The sequence below is a fragment of the Mesorhizobium sp. P2_A12 genome, from assembly GCF_056405075.1.
The window spans coordinates 551,022-570,514 of the sequence record NZ_JBFUCU010000004.1; the positions used below are offsets into that span (position 1 = coordinate 551,022).

The window sequence follows — 19,493 nt, forward strand, 5'->3', positions numbered from 1 at the left end:
ATAGACCCAGCCACGGGCTGAAACGCGACCAAGCGGGAAAGGTTCCGTTTTGAGAAATCGCCGGCGCTTCCCCGCTTCTTGGCTTCGCCACGACGGGAAGTGTTTTGTCGGAACAACAGCATGGTCACGACGTTGTGAAGAAGATGCCGCGTCCGAACCTCCTCAGCGACGGTTCAACCGGGCGCGGCGCGTACGAAATCACCCACGAGGAGAGATCATCATGACCCGCAACCTCTTAGCCACGACCGCACTCGCAGCGCTGGTCGCGACCGGGGCCTATGCGCAGAATGCGACATCCCCGGCGCCCGCCCAGACCCCCGCAGTTCAGGAGCCAGCCGCCGCTCCGGTGCGCACCGAAGGCAGCATCGTCACCAACATCATCGGTGAAACCGTCTACAACGGCACCGGCGACGATGCCGAGAATATCGGCAAGGTCAGCGATGTCGTCTTTGACAAGGATGGCCAGGCCAAGTCCGTAGTCATCGGCGTTGGCGGTTTTCTGGGTGTCGGAGCGAAGAATGTCGCTTTCGAATACGACAAGCTGCAATGGGCCGAAAGGAACGGCGACCGCTGGCTGGTTGCCCAGACGACCAAGGACGAACTGACGGCGCAGCCGGAGTTCGACAGCAAGCCTTATGCGCCTGCTCCGGCGCCGGTCGCATCGACGGATGCAAACGCTCCGGCTACATCCGCGCCGGCTGACACCGCGCAGACACCCGTCGACATGAATGCTGCGCCGGCCGAACCGGTGAAGCGCGCCGACGGCAATCTCGCCACCAACATCATTGGCGAAACCGTCTACAACGGCACCGGCGATGACGCGCAGAACATCGGCAGCGTCAACGACATCGTGCTGACGAAGGAAGGCAAGGCCGAGTCGCTTGTCATCGGCGTCGGCGGGTTCCTCGGCCTTGGCGCCAAGAATGTCACCTATGACTTCGGCAAGGCCCAGTGGGCGGAGAAAAACGGCGACCGCTGGCTGGTGGCCCAGACCACCAAGGAGGAACTTCAGGCGCAGCCGGATTTCAACCGCAAGGCCTATGATCCGGCACCGGCAACGACGGCTTCCAATGAGCCGGCTGCAACCGCACCGGCTGCTGCACCGTCCGATGCCACGGCTCCTGCCGTCGCACCGGCTGACAAGACGGCTGAGGCTCCTGCCGCTTCGACACCCGATGCCTCGGCACCCGACCAGACCCAGACGGCGGCAATCGACAAGTCGACCTTGACCGAGATGCCTGTCGGTGAGATTCGCGCCGACGACCTGAAGGGCACGACCGTCTACGGCGCCAATGATGCCAAGGTCGGCGAAATCGGTGACGTCGTGCTGGCGCCCGACAACAAGACTGACGCTGTGATCGTCGACGTCGGCGGCTTCCTCGGCATTGGCGAGAAGGAAGTCGCGGTCGGCATGGATAATCTCAAATTCATGACCGACAAGGATGGCAGGAAGTACCTGTACACGACCTTCACCAAGGAACAGCTCGAGGCTCAAACTGCTTACGACAAGGGCAGCTATACGGAGAAGCGTGACCAGCAGCGCATGATCGTACAGTAGGATAGTAGGGCAGCAGTAGGGCAGTAGGGCAGTAGGGCAGTAGGGCAGTAGGGCAGTAGGGTGCGGCGCATCCAGGCCTACCGCCCTACTGCCTTGATCCCCTGCTAACATGGCCGGCAACGCCATGCTCGGTCAGTTCGGCCAAAGCCAACGACTGGTCGAGATGTTCAGCCCGCCAGGCAAGCAGCCTTTCGGCGAACTCTAGCCGCACGGCCAGGTGGGCCGGATCGGCGGCGAGGTTGTTCAATTCGCCCGGATCGCTTTCCAGGTCGAACAGCAGCGGCGGCAAGTTACCGCCGAAATGCACATATTTGAATTTTTCCGTGCGGATGACGGCGAGATTGCATTGGCGTGAGGCGATGCCGAAATGCCGTTCGGCTTCGCCCTCGGCAATCGAGCGGAAATCGAACTCCCAATGCGCGGCATTGCGCCAGGCTGCAGGGCTCCCGCCGCTTAGGAACGGCTTCAGCGAACATCCGTCGAGATGCGGTTGTGGGGCTTCGCCGAGCAGGTCGAGAAGCGTCGGCAAAATGTCCACCGCTTCGGTGAACCGATCGACACTGCCGCCGGCAGCCTTGCCGTGACGCGGGTCGCGGATGATCAGCGGAATGTGGTAGCTGCCGTCGAAATAGCCGCCCTTGCCCAGCATGAAATGGTCGCCCATCATCTCGGCGTGGTCCGAGGTCAGCACGATGATGGTGTCGTCCCACGTTCCCGCGGCCTTGACCGCTTGCCAGATACGGCCGAGCTGCGCGTCGACCTCCGAGATCATGCCGTAGTAGATCGCGCGGATGCGGCGAAAGTCGTCGCCGCTCCAATCATGCACCTTGCCACTGGCGTCGGGGCGGAACTTGGCCTGCTTCTGCCGGCCGAGATCATAGCCGAGATAGGGATGGCTCTCCGCTTCTGCCTGCCAGTTCGCTGCACGGTGGAAGGCAGGACCGGCAGCCGGATCATACAAATTGTTGTATGGCTCCGGCGCGATGAAGGGCGGGTGCGGGCTGATGAAGGAAAGATGGGCAAACCATGGCACATCGTTCTCCTGCTCGCTGAGCCAGCGCGTGAATTCGCCGGTCAGAAAGGAGGATGGGGTTTCGTCCTTCGAATAAACGGGCGGTGCGTTGCTGACGCCGGCCTCGGCCTTGCCGCCTTCGTTCACCGGGCGATGGATATCCGGCGATCCGGCGCCGGTATCGATGCCCCGCTGCTTGAGCCAGGACAGCCACTGCTTCTGATGCTCGGGCAGCAACTGGCGCACCGTGAATCCAGGCAGCACGCCTTCATAGCTTTGCAGCCGTGGGTCGCCCGGCGCCAGCAGGCGCGGGTCGAGCGATATGTCGGTGTAGCCAAACAGCGTCGGATCATAGCCGAGCCTCCGGGCATGCAGCGCGATGTTGCCGTGACGGGCGTCGAGCGGCGTGCCGTTGCGGCAGACGCGGTTGTTCATCTGGTAGAGGCCGGTGTAGAGGCAGGCGCGGGCCGGCGAGCAAGGTGCCGCACCACCATAGTGCCGTTTGAACAGCACACCCTCGGCGGCCAGCGCGTCGGCATTCGGCGTCTTGACAACCGGATGGCCGGCAGCCGACAGGCAATCACCGCGCCACTGGTCGCATGTGATCAGAAGAACATTCGGGCGCCTGGCTTTTCCGGTCACTCGCGATACCCTTATCCTCTATGGTCGAACGCCGCCCATGGAACCGAATTCCGGCCACGGCGCAAGCCTGACATGTTCGTCAATTGGTGAACAAAGGCATTTTGGTTGTTCACTATTAAAGCACAGTCCATTCTGTGTTTGCCGCCTTTGCCGCAGGCGGTGGTGTCCTCATATAGGCGTGGACAGCGGCTAGGGCCGCACAAGCACCAAGGGAAGGAGCAAGACCATGCTCGATCAGATCAAGGGCCTCCACCACGTCACCTCGATGGCCAGGGATGCCCGGCAGAACAACGATTTCTTCACCAGGAAACTCGGCCAGCGCCGGGTCAAGAAGACCGTTAATTTCGATGCGCCTGACGTTTACCATCTCTACTATGGCGACGAGGCCGGTACGCCGGGTTCGGTGATGACCTATTTTCCGTTTCCCAACATCGGCAAGGGCCGTCATGGCGTCGGTGAAGTCGGCACCACGGTCTACTCCGTGCCGGAAGGCACGCTCGCTTATTGGGAAAAGCGTTTTGCCGATGAAGGCGTCTCGGGCCTGTCGCGCGACGAGACATTCGGCGAGAAGCGCCTGGCCTTTGCCGGACCGGACGGCGATGGTTTCGCCCTGGTCGAGGACAAGGCCGACGCCAGAAAGCCATGGGCGAAAGGCGGCATCCCCACCGATGAGGCGATCCGCGGCTTTCACTCCGTGTCGCTCAGGCTGAAGGATGGCGGCGCCACCGAGGAGCTGCTGAAGTTCATGGGCTACGAGGAGATCGACAAGTCGGGAAATGTCCGGCGGCTGGCGGTGAAGAACGGCAATGGCGCCGACGTCATCGACATCGAATCGCTGCCGGGTGCCGCCTTCGCCGATCTTGGCGCCGGCTCTGTTCATCACGTCGCCTTCGCCGTCGAGAACCGCGCCAAGCAGCTCGAAGTGCGCAAAGCGCTGATGGACACCGGCTATCAGGTGACGCCAGTGATCGACCGCGATTATTTCTGGGCCATCTATTTCCGCACGCCGGGTGGCGTGCTGTTCGAAGTCGCCACCAACGAACCGGGTTTCGATCGCGATGAGGATACCGCTCATCTCGGTGAGGCGCTGAAGCTGCCAACGCAGCACCAGCACCTGCGGCCTTATCTCGAACAGCATCTGCAGAAGCTGGAAGGCTGAGACCATGAGCAAGGACGCTTACACTTACAAGGTGCTGCCCGGTTCGCCGGGCGGTCCGCTGGTCTTCGTCTTCCACGGCACGGGGGGCGATGAAAACCAGCTTCTATCGCTGGGGCGCGATCTCTCGCCCCAGGCAACCATCATCTCGCCGCGCGGCGATGTGGCGGAGCATGGTGCGGCGCGCTTCTTCCGCCGCACCGGCGAGGGCGTCTACGATATGGGCGATTTGGCGCGGGCAACGGACAAGATGGCCGGCTTCATCAGGGCCCATATCGAGGCGGCGAAGCCGTCATCCGTGTTCGGCCTCGGCTATTCCAACGGCGCCAACATCCTGGCCTCGGTGGTGTTCGCCGCGCCGGCGATGTTCGATGCCACGGCGCTGATGCATCCGCTGATCCCGTTCGAACCTGAGATCAACGGCAGTCTCGCCGGCCGTCATATCCTCGTGACCTCCGGCAGGCGCGATCCGATCTGTCCGCCGAACCTGACAACGCGGCTCGAAGCCTATTTGCGTGCCGACGGCGCCGATGTCAAAGTGGAGTGGCATGAAGGCGGGCACGAGGTGCGGCCAAACGAAATCGAGGCGGCACGGCGGCTCTTTGCCGGCGCCACCCAGGGAGTATAGCGATGCCGGACCAACTGCCTGAAATCGAACTGGAAGATCGCGGTTCCAAGGGTCGCTACGTCCTGCGCGGGCCAGACGGCGCCGAGGCGGAGATGACCTTCACCAAGATCGGCGAGCACCAGATCATCATCGACCATACGGAAGTGCCGGACGTCTTCCGCGGCCAGGGTGCAGGGCTTCGGCTCGTCACCCGCGCCGTCGAAGATGCGCGCGCGGCGGGCAAGAAGATCATCCCGCTTTGCCCGTTCGCGAACGCCCAGTTCCGCCGCCACCACGAATGGGCAGACGTGCTGAAGCAGTAGGATCGGCCGGCATTTCGTCGATCGGAACGGGCGCGACATCAGGCTGTCGTCCCGCTTCGATGGCTTTGGCATTTGCACGGGTAGCGCATCTTGCCTAAGTGGATATGATCTATCGCAGCCACCGCGCCGACAAACGAACCGAATGATCCCCCAATGACCGAAACCGACCTCGTTCCCGTCTTCGACGGCCACAACGACACGTTGCTCAGACTCTACCAGTCAAAAGACACGGACGTCGAAAAGCTGTTCATCGAGGGGAAATCGGGCGGCCATGTCGACGTGCCGCGCGCGAAAGCCGGTGGCTTTGCCGGCGGCATGTTCGCCATCTTTCCGCCGCCCGTCGAGAAATCCAGGCGCAGCGCCGTGCCGCTGGCGCCGAGCGATGCCGAGCCGCTGCCCCCAGAGGTTCCGCGCGCCGATGCGTTGACCTCGACGATCGCGATGGCCTCGATCCTGTTCAGGCTGGAACGAGCCGGGGGGCTCACCGTCTGCCGCAGTGCCGGCGATGTCCGCAACGCCATGGCGCAAGGCTCGATCGCGGCGGTGTTCCACATCGAAGGGGTCGAGGCGATCGATCCCGAGCTGACCATGCTGGACGTGTTGCATGCTGCCGGCCTGCGCTCGCTCGGCATCGTCTGGAGCCGGCCGAACGCCTTCGGCCACGGCGTGCCGTTCCGCTTTCCGTCCTCGCCCGACACCGGCCCCGGGCTGACCGATGCCGGCAAGGCGCTGGTCAAGGCCTGCAACCAGCTGAAGATCATGATCGACCTGTCGCATCTCAACGAGAAGGGCTTTCGCGATGTCGCAGCGCTCAGCGACGCACCGCTGGTCGCCACTCATTCCAACGTCCACGCGATCTGCGGCCATTCGCGCAACCTCACCGAATGGCAGCTCGGTGCGATCCGCGAATCCGGCGGCATGGTCGGGCTGAACTTCGCCACCGGATTCCTGCGCGAGGACGGCCGCATGAATGCGGATACCAGTCTCGACATCATGGTTCGCCACGTCGAATCGCTGCTGCAGGCGCTGGGCGAGGACGGTGTCGGCCTCGGCTCGGATTTCGACGGCGCCATGATCCCGGCCGTGATCGGCGATGTCGCCGGCTTGCCGAAGCTGATCGATGCATTGGCGGCGCGCGGTTTCGGTCGCGCGCTGATCGAAAAGATCGCCTATCGCAACTGGCTGAGCATGCTGGAGAAAACGATAGGTTAGAAAGACCTATTCGAAACCCATGCGCTTGAGCCAGTCCTTGCCGACACCGCGATCGCGGATGATCGGCAACGGATCTTCCGAATCGAGCCTTGCGCAGATGCGGTACACCTCGAGCGTCTCGGCGCTCATCTCGCCGCCCTTGTAGAAGAACATGGCGGCGGCATAGCGCGTGCGGCCCGACCATTTCTCGCCGAGCAGCGTGTTGACCAGCTCCCACTGCTCGGCGGCTTCCCCATCTTCTTCCTGCTTGCCGGCTTCGTCGGTCATGGTCAGAAATCCGCGGGCGGATTGGCAGTGCGGCGGTCGAGCTTGATGAAGGGGCGCGCCACCACCTTGGCCCGCTTCATCAGCTTCTGATACTGCAGCTCGCGCATGGCATAGATCTCGACCCAGAGGTCCTCGACCATGGTATCACCGTACGGCCGCGCCAGCGAGGCGATGGCGACGTTGCGCTTGGCCATCGGTGACCACATGGCGGCGCTGACCAGGCCGACTTCCTGGCTTTTCTTGTGGTAGACGATGGCGTGTTCGGCGGGGATGTTGCCTTCGATCTCCAGCCCGACCAGCACGTGGCGCAGCTTGCGTTTCGCCCGGGCTTCGAGGATGGCGCGGCGACCGTTGAAATGACCTTTCTCCAGATCGATCATGAAGCCGAGGCCGATCTCGTCCGGCATGCGCAGGCGATCGGCGCGGATGGCGTGCTCGGCGGTGGTGAAATCCGCATTGGCGACGATCAATCCGGCCTCGAGCCGGGCGCGGTTCAGCGCGGTGTAGCCGATGGCGCGGATGCCGCGTAGTTGGCCTGATGTCATCAACCGGTCCCACAGGCTGAGCGCCCTGTCGGCCGAGACGAACAGTTCGTAGCCGAGATCGCCGGTGAAGCCAGTGCGAGAAATGCCGACGGTGCCGCCATCATGCTGGAAATCGGCGAGGTCGAATATTTTGAGCTTCTCGACGCCGGCGAAGCCGGCATCACGAAGCACCGCGAAGGAGGTCGGCCCTTGCAGCGCGAGCCCGGCGACAGCCTCGGTCTCTTCCTCGACCGTCACATCGAAGCCGATCGCGCTATCGAGCAGCCATGGCAGATGCCGCTCCTGCGAACACAGCCGAAAGCGTGTCGGCGACAAGCGGAACAGCGTGCCGTCATCGAGGACGAAGCCCTCGTCGTCGCACCACGCCGTGTAGTGGACACGGCCGGGTTTCAGCTTGGTGACATCGCGCAAGGTGATGCGGTCGAGGAAGGCTTCGGCGTCCGGCCCTTCGATCCGGTATTTGGTCATCGGCGAAATGTCGAACAGGGCCGCCTGGCTGCGGATGGCGAAATATTCGAGTTCCTCGTCCCACAGCGAATGCGGCGCGCGGTAGCCGGCCCAATTGTACCAGTCCTGGGTCTTGGCCAGCGCGTCGATCCGCGGCTGGAACGGAGTGCCGAGCCGCAGCGTGCGGAAATGGTCCTGCGCGGCGATGCGGGCGGTAACAGCCGCGTTGACTGTCTTCGAGACGGGCTTCTTCCTGATTGCCTGGGCCATGGCTTACCCCTTCATCGCAATGATGCGCCGCGCGGCGTTGAGGCCGGGAGCGCCGGAGACGCCGCCGCCGGGATGTGAGCCGGCGCCGGCCAGGAACAGCCCTGCGAGCGGTGTGTCATAGCCCGACCAGCCGGACACCGGTCGCGAGATCAGCATCTGGTCGGCCTGCAACTCGCCGTGGTGCCACTGGCCGCCCGGCATGCGGTAGCGCGTTTCGATATCGGCCGGCGTCAAAAGCTCGGCGTGCACCACGCTTTTGCCGATGCCAGGCGCATAGGCTTCGAGCTGAGCCATGATCGCCTTGAGGAATTTCGGCTTGCCGGCCGCCCAGCCCTCTTTCAGCGCGTAGGGCGCGTATTGCACGACCGCCGACAGCACGCAGGCGCCGCTCGGCCCGAGCGACGGGTCGGCAAGGCTGGGCAGCGTGATCTCCATCACCGGCTCGGGCGAGAACTCGCCATACTTGGATGGGTTGAAGGCGCGCTCGACATGGTCGGGCGAGGGCGCGATCACCAGGCGGCCCTTGTGGCCCGCGGCATCGACGCCTGTGAATTGTGGTGGCCGGTCGAGCGCCAGATTGAGCTTGGCCGCATCGCCTTTCATCCGAATGTTCTTCACCTTGCGCACAAAGCCGGTATCGATCTGGCGCGGCCCGACAAGGTCGAGGAAGGTGGTCGCGGGATTGATGGCCGAGACGATCGTCCTGGCACGCAGCACCTCGCCAGTGTCGAGCGCAACACCGACTGCGTGGCCTTTCTCGACAATGATCTTCGCCACCGGCGTCGACGTGCGGATGGTAACGCCGGCCTTTTCCGCGGCGGCACGGATGGCAGCGACAACCGCGCCCATGCCGCCTTGCGGAAGTATCTGCGCGCCGACCGCACCGCCGGTCTCGCCGGCCAGCCGGTAGTAGAGGCCGAGCAATGAGGTTGGCGAGCGGGGGCCGAGATGGCTGCCCAGCGTCGCGTCGAAGGCGACCAGCCCCTTCAGCCTGATATCGGCCAGTTGCTCGTCGAGCAGGTCGGCAACGTTCATCAAGAGCACGCGCAGGAAGTCGCGCATGTCTTCCTTGCCCAGTTTCTTCAGCGCCAGCGCGGCCTGGCCGAGCGAGGCGGTCTCGAGTAGCGACATGCCGGCGAGATCGGGCGGGCGGCGGGACAGGAACGGCTTCAATAGGCTGGCATAGCGCAGCAGCTGCGCGCGCAATTCCTTCCAGGCCGCCTGCTCGAACGGACTGGCGCCGGTCAGCACCTCGCCATATGCGCCATGCAGGACCAGTGGCGGGCCGTCCCTCGACAGCGCAACCGACGGCATGAAGTCGGCGCGCGCGAATTGCAGCCCGTGCTTGTCCAGGTCCAGCGCCTTGACCACATCCGGATGCAGCCGGTTCAGCAGATGGGCGACTGACGAGACACGAAAGCCCGGCGCGAATTCCTCGGTGCGCGCGGCGCCGCCGACTTCGCTTCCGGCTTCGAGCACCAGCACTTTGCGGCCGGCTTTCGCCAGCGCGGCTGCGGCGACGAGGCCGTTGTGGCCGCCGCCAATGACGATTGTCTCAGATGACGTCATGGGCAGCGCTCATATGCGAGGTGGATTTGGCGAGGTCGCGCAGGATTTCCGCCGCGGCGTTGCGGCCGGGCGCTCCCATGACGCCACCGCCGGGGTGGGTCGAGGAGCCGCACATATAGAGGCCGCCGACCGGCGAGCGGTACTGCGCGTAACCCGGCACGGGCCGGTTGAACAAAAGCTGGTCGAAGGTCAGTTCACCCTGGAAGATGTTGCCTTCGGTGAGGCCGACCTCGGCTTCGATCTCGCGCGGCGTGCGCACTTCCATATGAACGATGCGATCGCGAAAGCCGGGCGAGTACTCGGCGATCTGCGAAATCACGCTTTCGGCGAAGCCGTCGCGGTCTGCATCGGTCCATTCTCGACCGCCGATCTTCGGTGGTGCGTATTGTACGAAGCAGCTCATGAAGTGCTTGCCGGGCGGCGCCATGGTCGGGTCGAGCGTCGTTGGGATGACCATGTCGAGGAACGGATCGGCGGACCAGCGCCCGGCCTTCCAGTCGTCATAGGCGCGCTCCATGCGTTCCACCGAATCGGTGAAATGCATGTCGCCGCGATAGACCGGCGAATCCTTTGGTAGTGCCGAGAATTCCGGCAACGAGTCGAGGGCAATGTTGACCTTACCGGACGAGCCGCGGATCTTGAAGTTCCTGACCCGGCGCAGGAAGATGTCGGGCAGTTCCTTTTCCTCGACCAGCTTCAGGAAGGTACGCTTCACGTCGGCATTGGAGACGACGAGCTTGCCATAAATCTCCTGGCCGCCGGCCAGCACAACACCCTTGGCCTTGCCCCTGCCGACCAGCACATGGTCGACCTCGGCACCGGTGCGGATGGTGCCGCCCGACGCCTTGAACGACGCGGCCAGCGCCTTGGTGACCGCGCCCATGCCGCCGCGCGCATAACCCCAGGCGCCGACCGAGCCATCGACCTCGCCCATATAGTGATGCAGCAGCACGTAGGCGGTGCCGGGCGACATCGGCCCGAGCGCGGTGCCGATGATGCCGGACAATGCGAAGTTCGCCTTGATGACGTCGGTCTCGAAATATTCGTCGAGGAACTCCGAGATCGACATGGTCCAGAAGCGCAGCGTCAGCGCCATTTCCTGCGCCGACAGGCCAGCGAATTTCTTGCCGAGATAGAGAAGCTCGCCGAGGTCACGCGGCCGCAGGCTGGTCGGGTCGGGCGCGGTGCGCATCAACAGCGGCTGGATGAAACGGCACTGCCGCGTCACGTCGCGGGCGTAGCGGTCATAGGCTTCGGCGTCGCGTATCGAGAAGCGGGCGAACTCGCGCCGGTGGGCATCGTGGTCGCGGTAGTTGGCGAGGTAGTCACCGTCGCGCGTGAACACCGCGCCGCCCTCATAGGAGATGACCTGCAGTCCGAAGCGCGGCAATTCGAGGTCGCGCATGATCTCGGGGCGAAAGAGCGAGCAGACATAGGAGCAGTTGGAATAGAGGAAGCCCGGCGTCAATTCCCGGCTGGTGGCGGCACCGCCGACCCAGTCGTTCTTCTCGATCACCAGCACGTCGAGGCCGGCGCGCTGCAGATAGCAGGCGTTGACCAGGCCGTTGTGTCCGCCGCCGATGATGATCGCATCCCAAGCTTTCATTTTGGCCCAGTCTTCCCGTGCGACCCGCTCTTCATTTTTGCGTGATCTGTTCCCGAATGCGCGGAATTTGGCATGGCAGCCGCCATTTTGTCCAGTCATATTGAATGAATGTTCAACAAATGGTGTTGCGTTTTGCTCTGTATGCGCTACGCTTTGCCGACAATCGAAAGTGCTCAAATCGGCTGATGGGGCCGAGGTGCGATGATCGAAACGGCAGCAGCCGAGCCGGAGTATGACGACACCGCCATCCGCTTCCTCGAGGCGCTGTGGGGTGATGGCTACCTGTCGCCCGGCGGGCCGGAAGAGGTCGACCGGGTGGTCGAAGGGCTCTCGCTCCGGGGCAAGACGATCCTCGACATCGGCTGCGGCTCGGGCGGCATCACGCTGCATCTGGTCGAGCGCCATGGCGCTGCCCGCGCCACCGGCTTCGATGTCGAACAGCCGGTGATCGAGACAGCTCGGCGCCGCGCCGCCGCGCGTGGGCTCGCGGATCGTGTCAGCTTCATCCAGGCGCCACCGGGCTCGCTGCCTTTCGCCGACCATTCCTTCGATGTCGTCTTCTCCAAGGATGCGTTGCTGCATGTGCCCGACAAGGATGCCCTGTTCGCCGAAATCTTCCGCGTAGTGAAGCCGGGCGGTGTCTTTGCCGCCTCCAACTGGATGATCTCGCATGACGGCGAACCGTCGCCGGAGATGAAGGCCTATGTCGCCGCCGGAGATGAAGGCCTATGTCGCCGCCGAAGGCCTGTCTTTCGCCATGGCGTCGCCGGCGCGCTATGCGCAGGCGATGCGCCGGGCCGGCTTTGCCGATGTCACAGTCAGGGACCGCAATCCCTGGTACCGCGACGTCGCGCGCGGCGAACTGGAGAGGCTGAAAGGACCGCTCTATCCGATGGTCGTGGCCGCGGTCGGCGCCGCCTATGTCGACAAGAACATCAGAACCTGGGAAGCCATGCAGAAGGTGCTTGACAGTGGCGAACACCGTCCCACTCATCTTCGCGGTCGGAAGCCGGTTGGATAGCCGGCGATGCTGGAGACCATCAGACCCATGAAGACGGCAGACGCCAGGGACGCCCTCCTTGAACCAATGCGGAAAACTGAATCCGAGAAGCGCGGACGCAAGGCCTCGAAGGAGGTCAGGCAGCTTCAGCTCATAGAGGCGACGATCGATTCACTGGCCAAGCGCGGCTATTCGGAGACGACGATGGCCGATGTCGCCGATGGCGCGGGCCTGTCGCGCGGCATCGTCAATTTCCATTTCGAGAGCAAGGAAAAGCTGCTCATTGCGACCTTGCAGCATATGTATGACGAGTACTCGGCGCATTGGCGCAATGCCCTGCAGAAGGCCGGCGATGATCCCGCTCGGCAACTCCAGGCGCTGGTCGCGGCCGATTTCGATCGCTCGATCTGCAACAAGCGCAAGCTCGCCGCCTGGTGCGCCTTCTGGGGCGAGGCCAAGTCGCGGCCGACCTATCAGGCGCTCAGCAGTGCCCGCGATGCCGTCTACCAAAACATCTTCATCGACCTTTGCGCGGCGCTGAAGCAGAGCGGCGACTATGCCTATGAGCCGCAGGTCATGGCGCTGGCACTCAGTGCCATGACCGAAGGGTTGTGGCTGCGGCTGATGATGGGCACCGAGGACACCACCCGCGAGACCGCCTTGCAGGCGGCAAACGAATTCCTGTCGGCGGCATTCCCCAAACACTATCCGTGGAAGGCGGCCGGCGCGGCGAAACCATAAGAAAACCACAGAGGATGGAACAGCAATGAAGACACTGACAAGACGCCTGACACTGACCTTGGTGCTGGCCGGAACGCTGGCGGCGTCGGCCGCCGCACTTGCGGTCGCCGCCGACAAGGACTTGATCGTGTTCGACTGGTCCGGCTACGAAGACCCCAGCTTCCACCCGAAATATGTCGAGAAGAACGGCGACTCGCCAACCTTCGCCTTCTTCGGCGACGAGGACGAGGCGTTCGAGAAGGTCCGTTCCGGCTTCAAGGCCGATCTCGGCCATCCCTGCTCGCAGAGCGTGGTGAAGTGGCGCGAGGCGGGCCTCTTGCAGCCGCTCGACACGTCGAAGATCACGGGCTGGAAGGACCTCAATCCCGGCATCATGGCGATGAAGGATCTTGCCACCACGCCGGACGGCAAGGCGTGGTTCATGCCTTGGGATTGGGGCAACACCCAGCTCACCTACAACACCTCCAAGATCGACGCCAAGGACGTGCAATCGCTAAAGGCCTTCGCCGATCCCAAGTTCAAGGGACGGGTGTCGATCGGCGACAATGTCGACGACGCCTATGCGCTTGCGAGCCTCGCCATCGGCCTCAAGGACTGGACCAAGATGACCGACGACCAGTTCAAGCAGGCTTCGGATTTCCTGCGCGAGGTGCACAAGAACGTGCGCTCCTACTGGACCGACACCACCGACGTCGTGCAGCTGCTGAGCGGTGGCGAGGTCGACCTCGCCTGGGCATGGAATGACGCGACGGTGCAGTCGGTGGCGGCCGGTGTGCCGATCATGTCCAAGAAGGACACCGACGAAGGCATTTCGACCTGGGTCTGCGGCTACGTGCTGTTCAAGGACGCGCCCGGCAATATCGACAAGGCCTATGACTATCTGAACGCCGTCAACGATCCGGAGACCGCCAAGGTGCTGGTCAAGGACTGGGGCTATGGCCAGGCCAATGCCAAGGGCATGGCCGGCGTCGATCAGGCGGTGCTGAAAGAAAAGGGCTATGACGACGTGCAGAAATTCGTCGACAAGACGCTGTTCCAGTCGCCGGTTCCTTCCGAACTCAAGCTCAAGATGATCGCCGAATTCGAGAAGATCAAAGCCGGCTATTGAGCCTGTCTCGCCGGTCCGTCCGCCCGTCGACATGGCGGGCGGACGGGCTCGCCAAAGAAGCCGAATTCTCCTAACCTCGCAGCAAGCTTTTTCGCGACGGGGGAGTTTTCGCGCCATGAAATCAGTGCTACGCCGCCTTGCTCTTGCCACCGCGTGTTTGATCGGTGCGGGCTCCCTCTATGCCTTGGCGCAAGGCGGCGGCGACCTCGTGGTGTTCGACTGGTCGGGCTATGAAGATCCGATGCTGCACCCCACCTACGCTGCCAAATACGGCGCCGAGCCGACCTTCGCTTTCTTTGGCGACGAGGACGAAGCGTTCGAGAAGATGCGGGCGGGCTTCAAGGCCGATATTGCCCACCCCTGTTCGCAAAGTGTGGTCAAGTGGCGCGAGGCCGGCATGCTGCAGCCGCTCGACACCTCCAGGATCGCCGGCTGGAAGGACCTCAATCCCGGCATCATGGCGATGAAGGATCTCGCCACCACCGCCGACGGCAAGGCCTGGTTCATGCCGTTCGACTGGGGCAACACCTCGCTGCTCTACCGCACCGACAAGGTGACGGCTGAACAGGCGCAGTCGCTCAGGATTTTTGCCGATCCCAAGTTCAAAGGCCGCGTCACCATCGGTGACAATGTCGACGACGCCTATGCGCTGGCGAGCCTCGTCATCGGCCTCAAGGACTGGACCAAGATGACCGACGCACAGTTCCAGGAGGCATCCGCCTTCTTGCGCGATGTGCACAAGAACATCCGCTTCTACTGGACCGATGACACCGATCTCAACCAGGCCTTTATCGGCAATGAAGTCGATCTGGTCTGGGGCTGGAACGAGACCTTCGTGACGCTCAAGGGGCAAGGCATGCCGATCGCCATGAACCGCGACACCAAGGAAGGCATTTCGACCTGGGTGTGCGGCTATGTGCTGATGAAGGATGCGCCGGGCAAGCTCGACGAAGCCTATGATTTCTTGAACTCCGTCAATGCACCCGCCGTGTCGGAGTATTTGGTCAAGACCTTCGGCTACGGCCATGCCAATGGCGCAGGCATGGCTGCCATCGACCACACGGTGCTGGTCGACCGCGGCTTCGACAATCTCGACAAATTCCTCGACAAGACGTTGTTCCAGCAGCCGGTGCCACCGGCGCTCAAGCAGCGCATGGTTGCCGAGTTCGAGAAGATCAAGGCCGGCTATTGACGAGCGAACCGGAAAGAACCGACGTCGTCATAGTCGGTGCCGGCTTCACCGGCCTGTCGGCGGCGCTCGAGCTGAAGGCAGCCGGCATCGACTTCCTGCTGCTCGAGGCGCGCGACCGCGTCGGCGGACGCGTCGAAGCCAGACAGAATGGGCTCGGCGAGCGCATCGACAGCGGCGGCCAGTTCCTGTGCGAGGACATGCCGGAGGTGATGGCCCTGGTCGAGGCGCGCGGCATGACGCTGGTCGAGACTTATCTCGATGGCGACTTCGTCGCCCAACCGGCGATGTCCACTCGGGAGGCGGAACGAACATATGTCGGTTCGATGGCGATCCGCGACCGGATGAATACGATCTCGCCTGACGATCCGGCAATTGCCGGCCTGACCGTAGCCACATGGCTCGATAGCCAGAATGATCCTGACGACGCCAAGGCGGTGTTCCGCTCGATGATCGAAGGCCTGTGGTGTCAGGCTCTGGAAAAGCTGCCGTTGTGGCACTTGATCGACAATGACCGGCGCATCACCAATGAGGTGACGGAGCTGCAGTATTTCGTGCGCGAAACCATGCATGCGCTGGCCGACGACCTGGCCCGCGATCTCGGCGATCGGCTGCGGTTGAGCAGAGCGGTTACGGCGGTCGAACATGGGCCGGGAAGGGTCCGTCTCGCATCGGCGGCGGGTATCATCGAGGGACGGACGGTGTTGATCGCCGTGCCACCGACGATGGCCGCGAAACTGGATTTTGCGCCGCCGTTGCCAGCTGGCCTGCAAAGGGCTCTGGCCGTCTGGCAAAGCGGGGCGGTGATCAAGGTGCTGGTGCGCTTTCCCACCGCCTTCTGGCGCGACCACGGCCTGAGCGGCATGGTGATGTGGCGCGACCTGCCGGGGCTTTTTGCCTGTGATGTCAGCAAGGACGACGATCACGCGGCGCTGGTCGTCTTCGTCGGCGGGCCGCTCGCCTTGCGCTGGCGCGAACTCGGCGATGCGGCACTGCGCGCCGAAATAGCGAAAAAGCTGGTGGAGGCCTTGGGGCCCGAGGCGGGCGACATCCTCGATCTCAGCTATCGCGACTGGACCGATGACCGCTGGAGCGGCGGCGCCTACAGCGATCTCATCATCGATGCGACGGCAACCGACGCCGAGCGCACGCTTCTCACCGGCGCTGCGCCGGTGTATTTCGCCAGTTCGGAACTGTCGCCGTCATTTCCAGGCTATGTCGAGGGCGCCATCGTTGCCGGGCGCATCGCGGCGCGTAAAATCGTGACCGAACTTCAATCGGCCATCGCCACCAGAGCCTCAGGATCGTAGGCAAGGCGGATCGGGGTGCCGACCGGAATGTCGTCGGCGCCGAAATCGTTGGTCTCGGTCACCGACAGCGGCTTTTCCAAGCCTGGGATCTCGACGATCAAATGGGTGATCTCGCCGAAATAGTGGCGCTCGACCACCTTGCCGGCGACCTCGAACTTCGCCGTCGCATTGTCCCACAACACGCGCAGGCGTTCCGGCCTGATGCCGAGCGTGGCTGCGCCACCATTGCGCACGAAGGCCTTGGGCTTGTCGGTCTTGACGCGGCCGAAGCCCAGCGTGTCGACAACCAAGGAGGCGCTACTCTCCTCGACGATTTCAGCCTTGATGAAGTTCATGCCGCCGAGGAAGTCGGCGACCTGGCGGTTGACCGGCCGCTGGTAGATTTCCTTGGGCGAGGCGACCTGCGCGATTCTGCCGCCGAACATCACGGCGATGCGGTCGGACATGGCGAGCGCCTCATACTGGTCGTGCGTGACCAGGACGAAGGTGATGCCGACAGCCTGCTGCAGGCGGCGCAGCTCGACCTGCATCTGCTCGCGCAGTTTCTTGTCGAGCGCCGACAGCGGTTCGTCGAGCAGCAGCACCTTGGGTCGCATGACCAGCGCACGGGCGAGCGCCACGCGCTGCCGCTGGCCGCCGGAAAGTTCTGTGGCCAGGCGCTTGCCGAGGCCGGTCAGCGATACCTGCGCCAGCGCTTCCTCGACGCGGCGTTTCTCCTCGCCGCCCTGCAGCTTGAGCCGCTTCAGCCCATAGGCAACGTTCTGTTCGACATTGAGATGCGGGAAGATCGCATAGCTCTGGAAGACCATATTGGTCGGCCGGCGATTGGCCGGGATGCCTTCCATCGGCTGGCCGCCAACCGAGATCGAGCCGCTGGTCGGATTGTCGAAGCCGGCGATCATGCGCAGCAGCGTGGTCTTGCCGCAGCCGGATGGACCGAGCAGCGAAAAGAATTCGCCCTCTTTGATGGTCAATGAGGCGTCGTCGAGCGCCTTGAACGCGCCATAGCTGCGGGTGACGTTGCGGATCTCGATCATTGGCCTATCGGACTGGGAGCGCTCGACTTGCGGCTGCTCAGGCATAGAGGCCTCCCTCGTTCTGGGTGCGTCTGGCGGCGCGGCGACGCAGGATTTCGGCAATTGTCATCAGCAGGAAGGAGGCAACCAGCAACAGCGTGCCCAGCGCCAGCACGCCGGGCAATTTCGCCGCGAAACGCAACTGGCCCCAGATGTAGATCGGCAGTGTCGCCTCTGTCCCGGTGAGGAAGAAGGCGATGATGAACTCATCCAGCGAGATGGTGAAGCAGACCAGCAGGCTGGAGATGATGGCCGGCGCCACCATCGGCAGCGTCACCCGCCGGAACGTGCCGAAGGCGCTTTCGCCGAGATCGGCGGAGGCCTCCTCCAGACTGCGGTCGAAGCCCTCGAAGCCGGAGGTCAGCACCGTCATCGAATAAGGGATGCAGACCAGGACATGGCCAAGCACGACGGTGAACAGCGACAGGCTCAAGCCAAGCTGCAGCATCACCAGCAGCATCGAGATGGCGACGATCACTTCCGGCAGCACCAGCGGCGCCATGATCAGGCCGTTGATGGTGCGGCGGCCGGGATAGCGGTAGCGGGTGATCGAACGGGCGGCGAGGATGCCAAGCACCGTGGAGAGGATCGCGGCCGACACGCCGACGATCAGGCTGTTCCAGGCGGCGTCGAGCAAAGCCGGGGTGCGGGGGAGGTCCTCGTACCAATGCAAGGTGAAGCCGGAGAGCGGGAACTTCGGTGTCGCCGCCGTGTTGATCGAGAAGATCGGCAGGAAGATGACCGGCAGGTAGAGAAACGCGACGTAGAGGAACGCGTAGGCCGGCAGCCAGCCGCCGGACAAGAAACGCCGCACCGCCGTCATCGCGCCAGCCTCTGCAGAGCCCGGATGATGAGCACCGTGGCGCCCGCCATCAGCGTCACGATCAGCATGGTGGTGACGGACAGGGCCGCGCCCAGCGGCCAGTTTGAGGCCTTGCCGAACTGCGCCTGGATGGCATTGGCGATCATGACGCCGTCCTTACCACCGACCAGCTTCGGCGTGACATAGTCGCCGACGGTCGGGATCATGACGATCAAGGCCGCAGAAATCACGCCTGGCGCCGACAGCGGCAAGGTCACGCGCAGGAAGGACCGCAGCGGGCCGTCACCAAGATCGGTGGCTGCTTCGACCAGCGTTCGGTCGACCTTTTCCAGCGAGACAAAGATCGGCAGGATTGCGAAGGCCGCCCAGGCATGGGTGAGCGTGATGATGACGGCGCTTGAGTTGTAGAGCAGGGCGGTAGACGGTTCGTCGATGATGCCGAGACCCATCAAGCCGGAATTCAGGACGCCGTTGTAGCCGAGGATGACCTTCCACGACATGACGCGCAGGAGATAGCTGGTCCAGAACGGGATGGTGATGAGGAACAGCCACAGGCTCTTGTGGCGACCGCCGTGGAACGAAATGAAGTAGGCGATCGGATAGGCCAGGATGACGGTGAACAGGCTGACCGTCAGCGAGATGTAGAGAGAGCGCCACAACAGATCGCGGTAGATCGGCTCGGTCAGCGCGATGCGGTAGTTTTCCAGCGTGAAAGTGCGGTCGATGGTCAGGTAGTTCTGCGTCCAGAAGGAGTGCGCAATGACCACCAGGATCGGCAGGACAAGAAGGATGAGCGCGTAGAGAAAGGTTGGGCTGATAAGAGCAAGGCCCTGTACGGGTTCGGATTGCAGAAGGGCATTTCGTCTGGCCCGCGTCATGCGCCACGGGGGCGACCCTTCCGCCGCCGCCGTCATTGCAGGGCTCCGGGTGTGATCTCGGTTGCTGGCCTGGACTGTCCCGCCATACGGCATCCCATTGTGCTGGCGCCGGCGCCTGTTCCCAATTTTGTTTTGGCTTGCCGGCTTTCTTTGA

The 19,493-nt window shown here is 63.4% G+C and carries 18 protein-coding genes; 10 read left to right on the forward strand and 8 right to left on the reverse strand.

All coding sequences use genetic code 11. From position 1 onward, the window contains the following. Window positions 1–220 precede the first annotated feature (220 nt). Window positions 221–1,558 (forward strand): PRC-barrel domain-containing protein, encoded by a 1,338-nt coding sequence (locus AC1DZU_RS13035; RefSeq protein WP_477285126.1) that lies wholly within the window; start codon window positions 221–223, stop codon window positions 1,556–1,558. 85 nt (window positions 1,559–1,643) lie between these two features. On the opposite strand, the gene AC1DZU_RS13040 is transcribed toward AC1DZU_RS13035, so the two are convergent. Further along, window positions 1,644–3,212 carry an alkaline phosphatase family protein gene (locus tag AC1DZU_RS13040; RefSeq protein WP_477285128.1) on the reverse strand — a complete coding sequence of 523 codons (1,569 nt, stop codon included), beginning with the start codon at window positions 3,210–3,212 and terminating at the stop codon, window positions 1,644–1,646. 226 nt (window positions 3,213–3,438) lie between these two features. Here AC1DZU_RS13040 and AC1DZU_RS13045 point away from each other — a divergent pair, with 226 nt between their 5' ends. From AC1DZU_RS13045 to AC1DZU_RS13060, 4 genes are all read left to right on the forward strand, one after another. Beyond that, window positions 3,439–4,371: a VOC family protein gene (locus tag AC1DZU_RS13045; protein ID WP_477285130.1), complete on the forward strand. Its 933-nt coding sequence runs from the start codon at window positions 3,439–3,441 to the stop codon at window positions 4,369–4,371. A 4-nt stretch (window positions 4,372–4,375) separates the two neighbouring features. After that, window positions 4,376–4,996, forward strand: a complete 621-nt coding sequence (locus tag AC1DZU_RS13050; RefSeq protein WP_477285132.1) for an alpha/beta hydrolase — start codon at window positions 4,376–4,378, stop codon at window positions 4,994–4,996. Window positions 4,997–4,998: 2 nt separating this feature from the next. After that, entirely contained in the window at window positions 4,999–5,298 is a 300-nt protein-coding gene (locus AC1DZU_RS13055) for a GNAT family N-acetyltransferase (RefSeq protein ID WP_095089283.1), read from the forward strand. A gap of 153 nt (window positions 5,299–5,451) precedes the next feature. Continuing rightward, complete coding sequence (locus AC1DZU_RS13060) at window positions 5,452–6,510, forward strand: dipeptidase (RefSeq protein ID WP_477285134.1); 1,059 nt, start codon at window positions 5,452–5,454, stop codon at window positions 6,508–6,510. A 6-nt stretch (window positions 6,511–6,516) separates the two neighbouring features. On the opposite strand, the gene AC1DZU_RS13065 is transcribed toward AC1DZU_RS13060, so the two are convergent. From AC1DZU_RS13065 to AC1DZU_RS13080, 4 genes are read right to left on the reverse strand one after another with little or no spacing between them, the layout of a single operon-like run. Then, on the reverse strand, window positions 6,517–6,777 hold the full coding sequence (locus AC1DZU_RS13065; RefSeq protein ID WP_477285136.1) for a hypothetical protein: 261 nt from the start codon (window positions 6,775–6,777) through the stop codon (window positions 6,517–6,519). Window positions 6,778–6,779: 2 nt separating this feature from the next. Next, entirely contained in the window at window positions 6,780–8,039 is a 1,260-nt protein-coding gene (locus tag AC1DZU_RS13070; protein ID WP_477285138.1) for an aminomethyl transferase family protein, read from the reverse strand. A gap of 3 nt (window positions 8,040–8,042) precedes the next feature. Beyond that, window positions 8,043–9,608, reverse strand: a complete 1,566-nt coding sequence (locus AC1DZU_RS13075) for a phytoene desaturase family protein (RefSeq protein ID WP_477285140.1) — start codon at window positions 9,606–9,608, stop codon at window positions 8,043–8,045. After that, on the reverse strand, window positions 9,595–11,214 hold the full coding sequence (locus AC1DZU_RS13080) for a phytoene desaturase family protein (protein ID WP_477285142.1): 1,620 nt from the start codon (window positions 11,212–11,214) through the stop codon (window positions 9,595–9,597). Before AC1DZU_RS13080 ends, AC1DZU_RS13075 begins: the two co-directional genes overlap by 14 nt. A 201-nt stretch (window positions 11,215–11,415) precedes the next feature. Between AC1DZU_RS13080 and AC1DZU_RS13085 the strand changes: the two genes are divergently transcribed. The 5 genes from AC1DZU_RS13085 to AC1DZU_RS13105 all read left to right on the forward strand — a co-directional run bounded on the left by AC1DZU_RS13085 (window position 11,416) and on the right by AC1DZU_RS13105 (window position 16,562). After that, window positions 11,416–12,183: a class I SAM-dependent methyltransferase gene (locus tag AC1DZU_RS13085; RefSeq protein ID WP_477285144.1), complete on the forward strand. Its 768-nt coding sequence runs from the start codon at window positions 11,416–11,418 to the stop codon at window positions 12,181–12,183. A 79-nt stretch (window positions 12,184–12,262) separates the two neighbouring features. Next, window positions 12,263–12,955: a transcriptional regulator BetI gene (gene betI / locus AC1DZU_RS13090; protein WP_477285146.1), complete on the forward strand. Its 693-nt coding sequence runs from the start codon at window positions 12,263–12,265 to the stop codon at window positions 12,953–12,955. 25 nt (window positions 12,956–12,980) lie between these two features. Then, window positions 12,981–14,063: an ABC transporter substrate-binding protein gene (locus AC1DZU_RS13095; protein ID WP_477285148.1), complete on the forward strand. Its 1,083-nt coding sequence runs from the start codon at window positions 12,981–12,983 to the stop codon at window positions 14,061–14,063. Window positions 14,064–14,178: 115 nt separating this feature from the next. Continuing rightward, window positions 14,179–15,255 carry an extracellular solute-binding protein gene (locus tag AC1DZU_RS13100; protein ID WP_477285150.1) on the forward strand — a complete coding sequence of 359 codons (1,077 nt, stop codon included), beginning with the start codon at window positions 14,179–14,181 and terminating at the stop codon, window positions 15,253–15,255. Then, window positions 15,252–16,562: a flavin monoamine oxidase family protein gene (locus AC1DZU_RS13105; protein WP_477285152.1), complete on the forward strand. Its 1,311-nt coding sequence runs from the start codon at window positions 15,252–15,254 to the stop codon at window positions 16,560–16,562. The genes AC1DZU_RS13100 and AC1DZU_RS13105 overlap by 4 nt, the downstream gene beginning before the upstream one ends. Here the strand turns inward: AC1DZU_RS13105 and AC1DZU_RS13110 are convergent. The 3 genes from AC1DZU_RS13110 to AC1DZU_RS13120 are packed head-to-tail and all read right to left on the reverse strand — an operon-like array spanning window position 16,526 to window position 19,375. After that, a complete protein-coding gene (locus tag AC1DZU_RS13110; protein WP_477285453.1) occupies window positions 16,526–17,599 on the reverse strand; it encodes an ABC transporter ATP-binding protein in 1,074 nt (357 codons plus the stop codon). The two genes, AC1DZU_RS13105 and AC1DZU_RS13110, sit on opposite strands and share 37 nt — an antisense overlap. 37 nt (window positions 17,600–17,636) lie before the next feature. Continuing rightward, window positions 17,637–18,461 (reverse strand): ABC transporter permease, encoded by an 825-nt coding sequence (locus AC1DZU_RS13115; protein ID WP_477285154.1) that lies wholly within the window; start codon window positions 18,459–18,461, stop codon window positions 17,637–17,639. Continuing rightward, window positions 18,458–19,375 carry an ABC transporter permease gene (locus tag AC1DZU_RS13120; RefSeq protein ID WP_095089267.1) on the reverse strand — a complete coding sequence of 306 codons (918 nt, stop codon included), beginning with the start codon at window positions 19,373–19,375 and terminating at the stop codon, window positions 18,458–18,460. Before AC1DZU_RS13120 ends, AC1DZU_RS13115 begins: the two co-directional genes overlap by 4 nt. Between the last annotated feature and the right edge of the window lie 118 nt (window positions 19,376–19,493).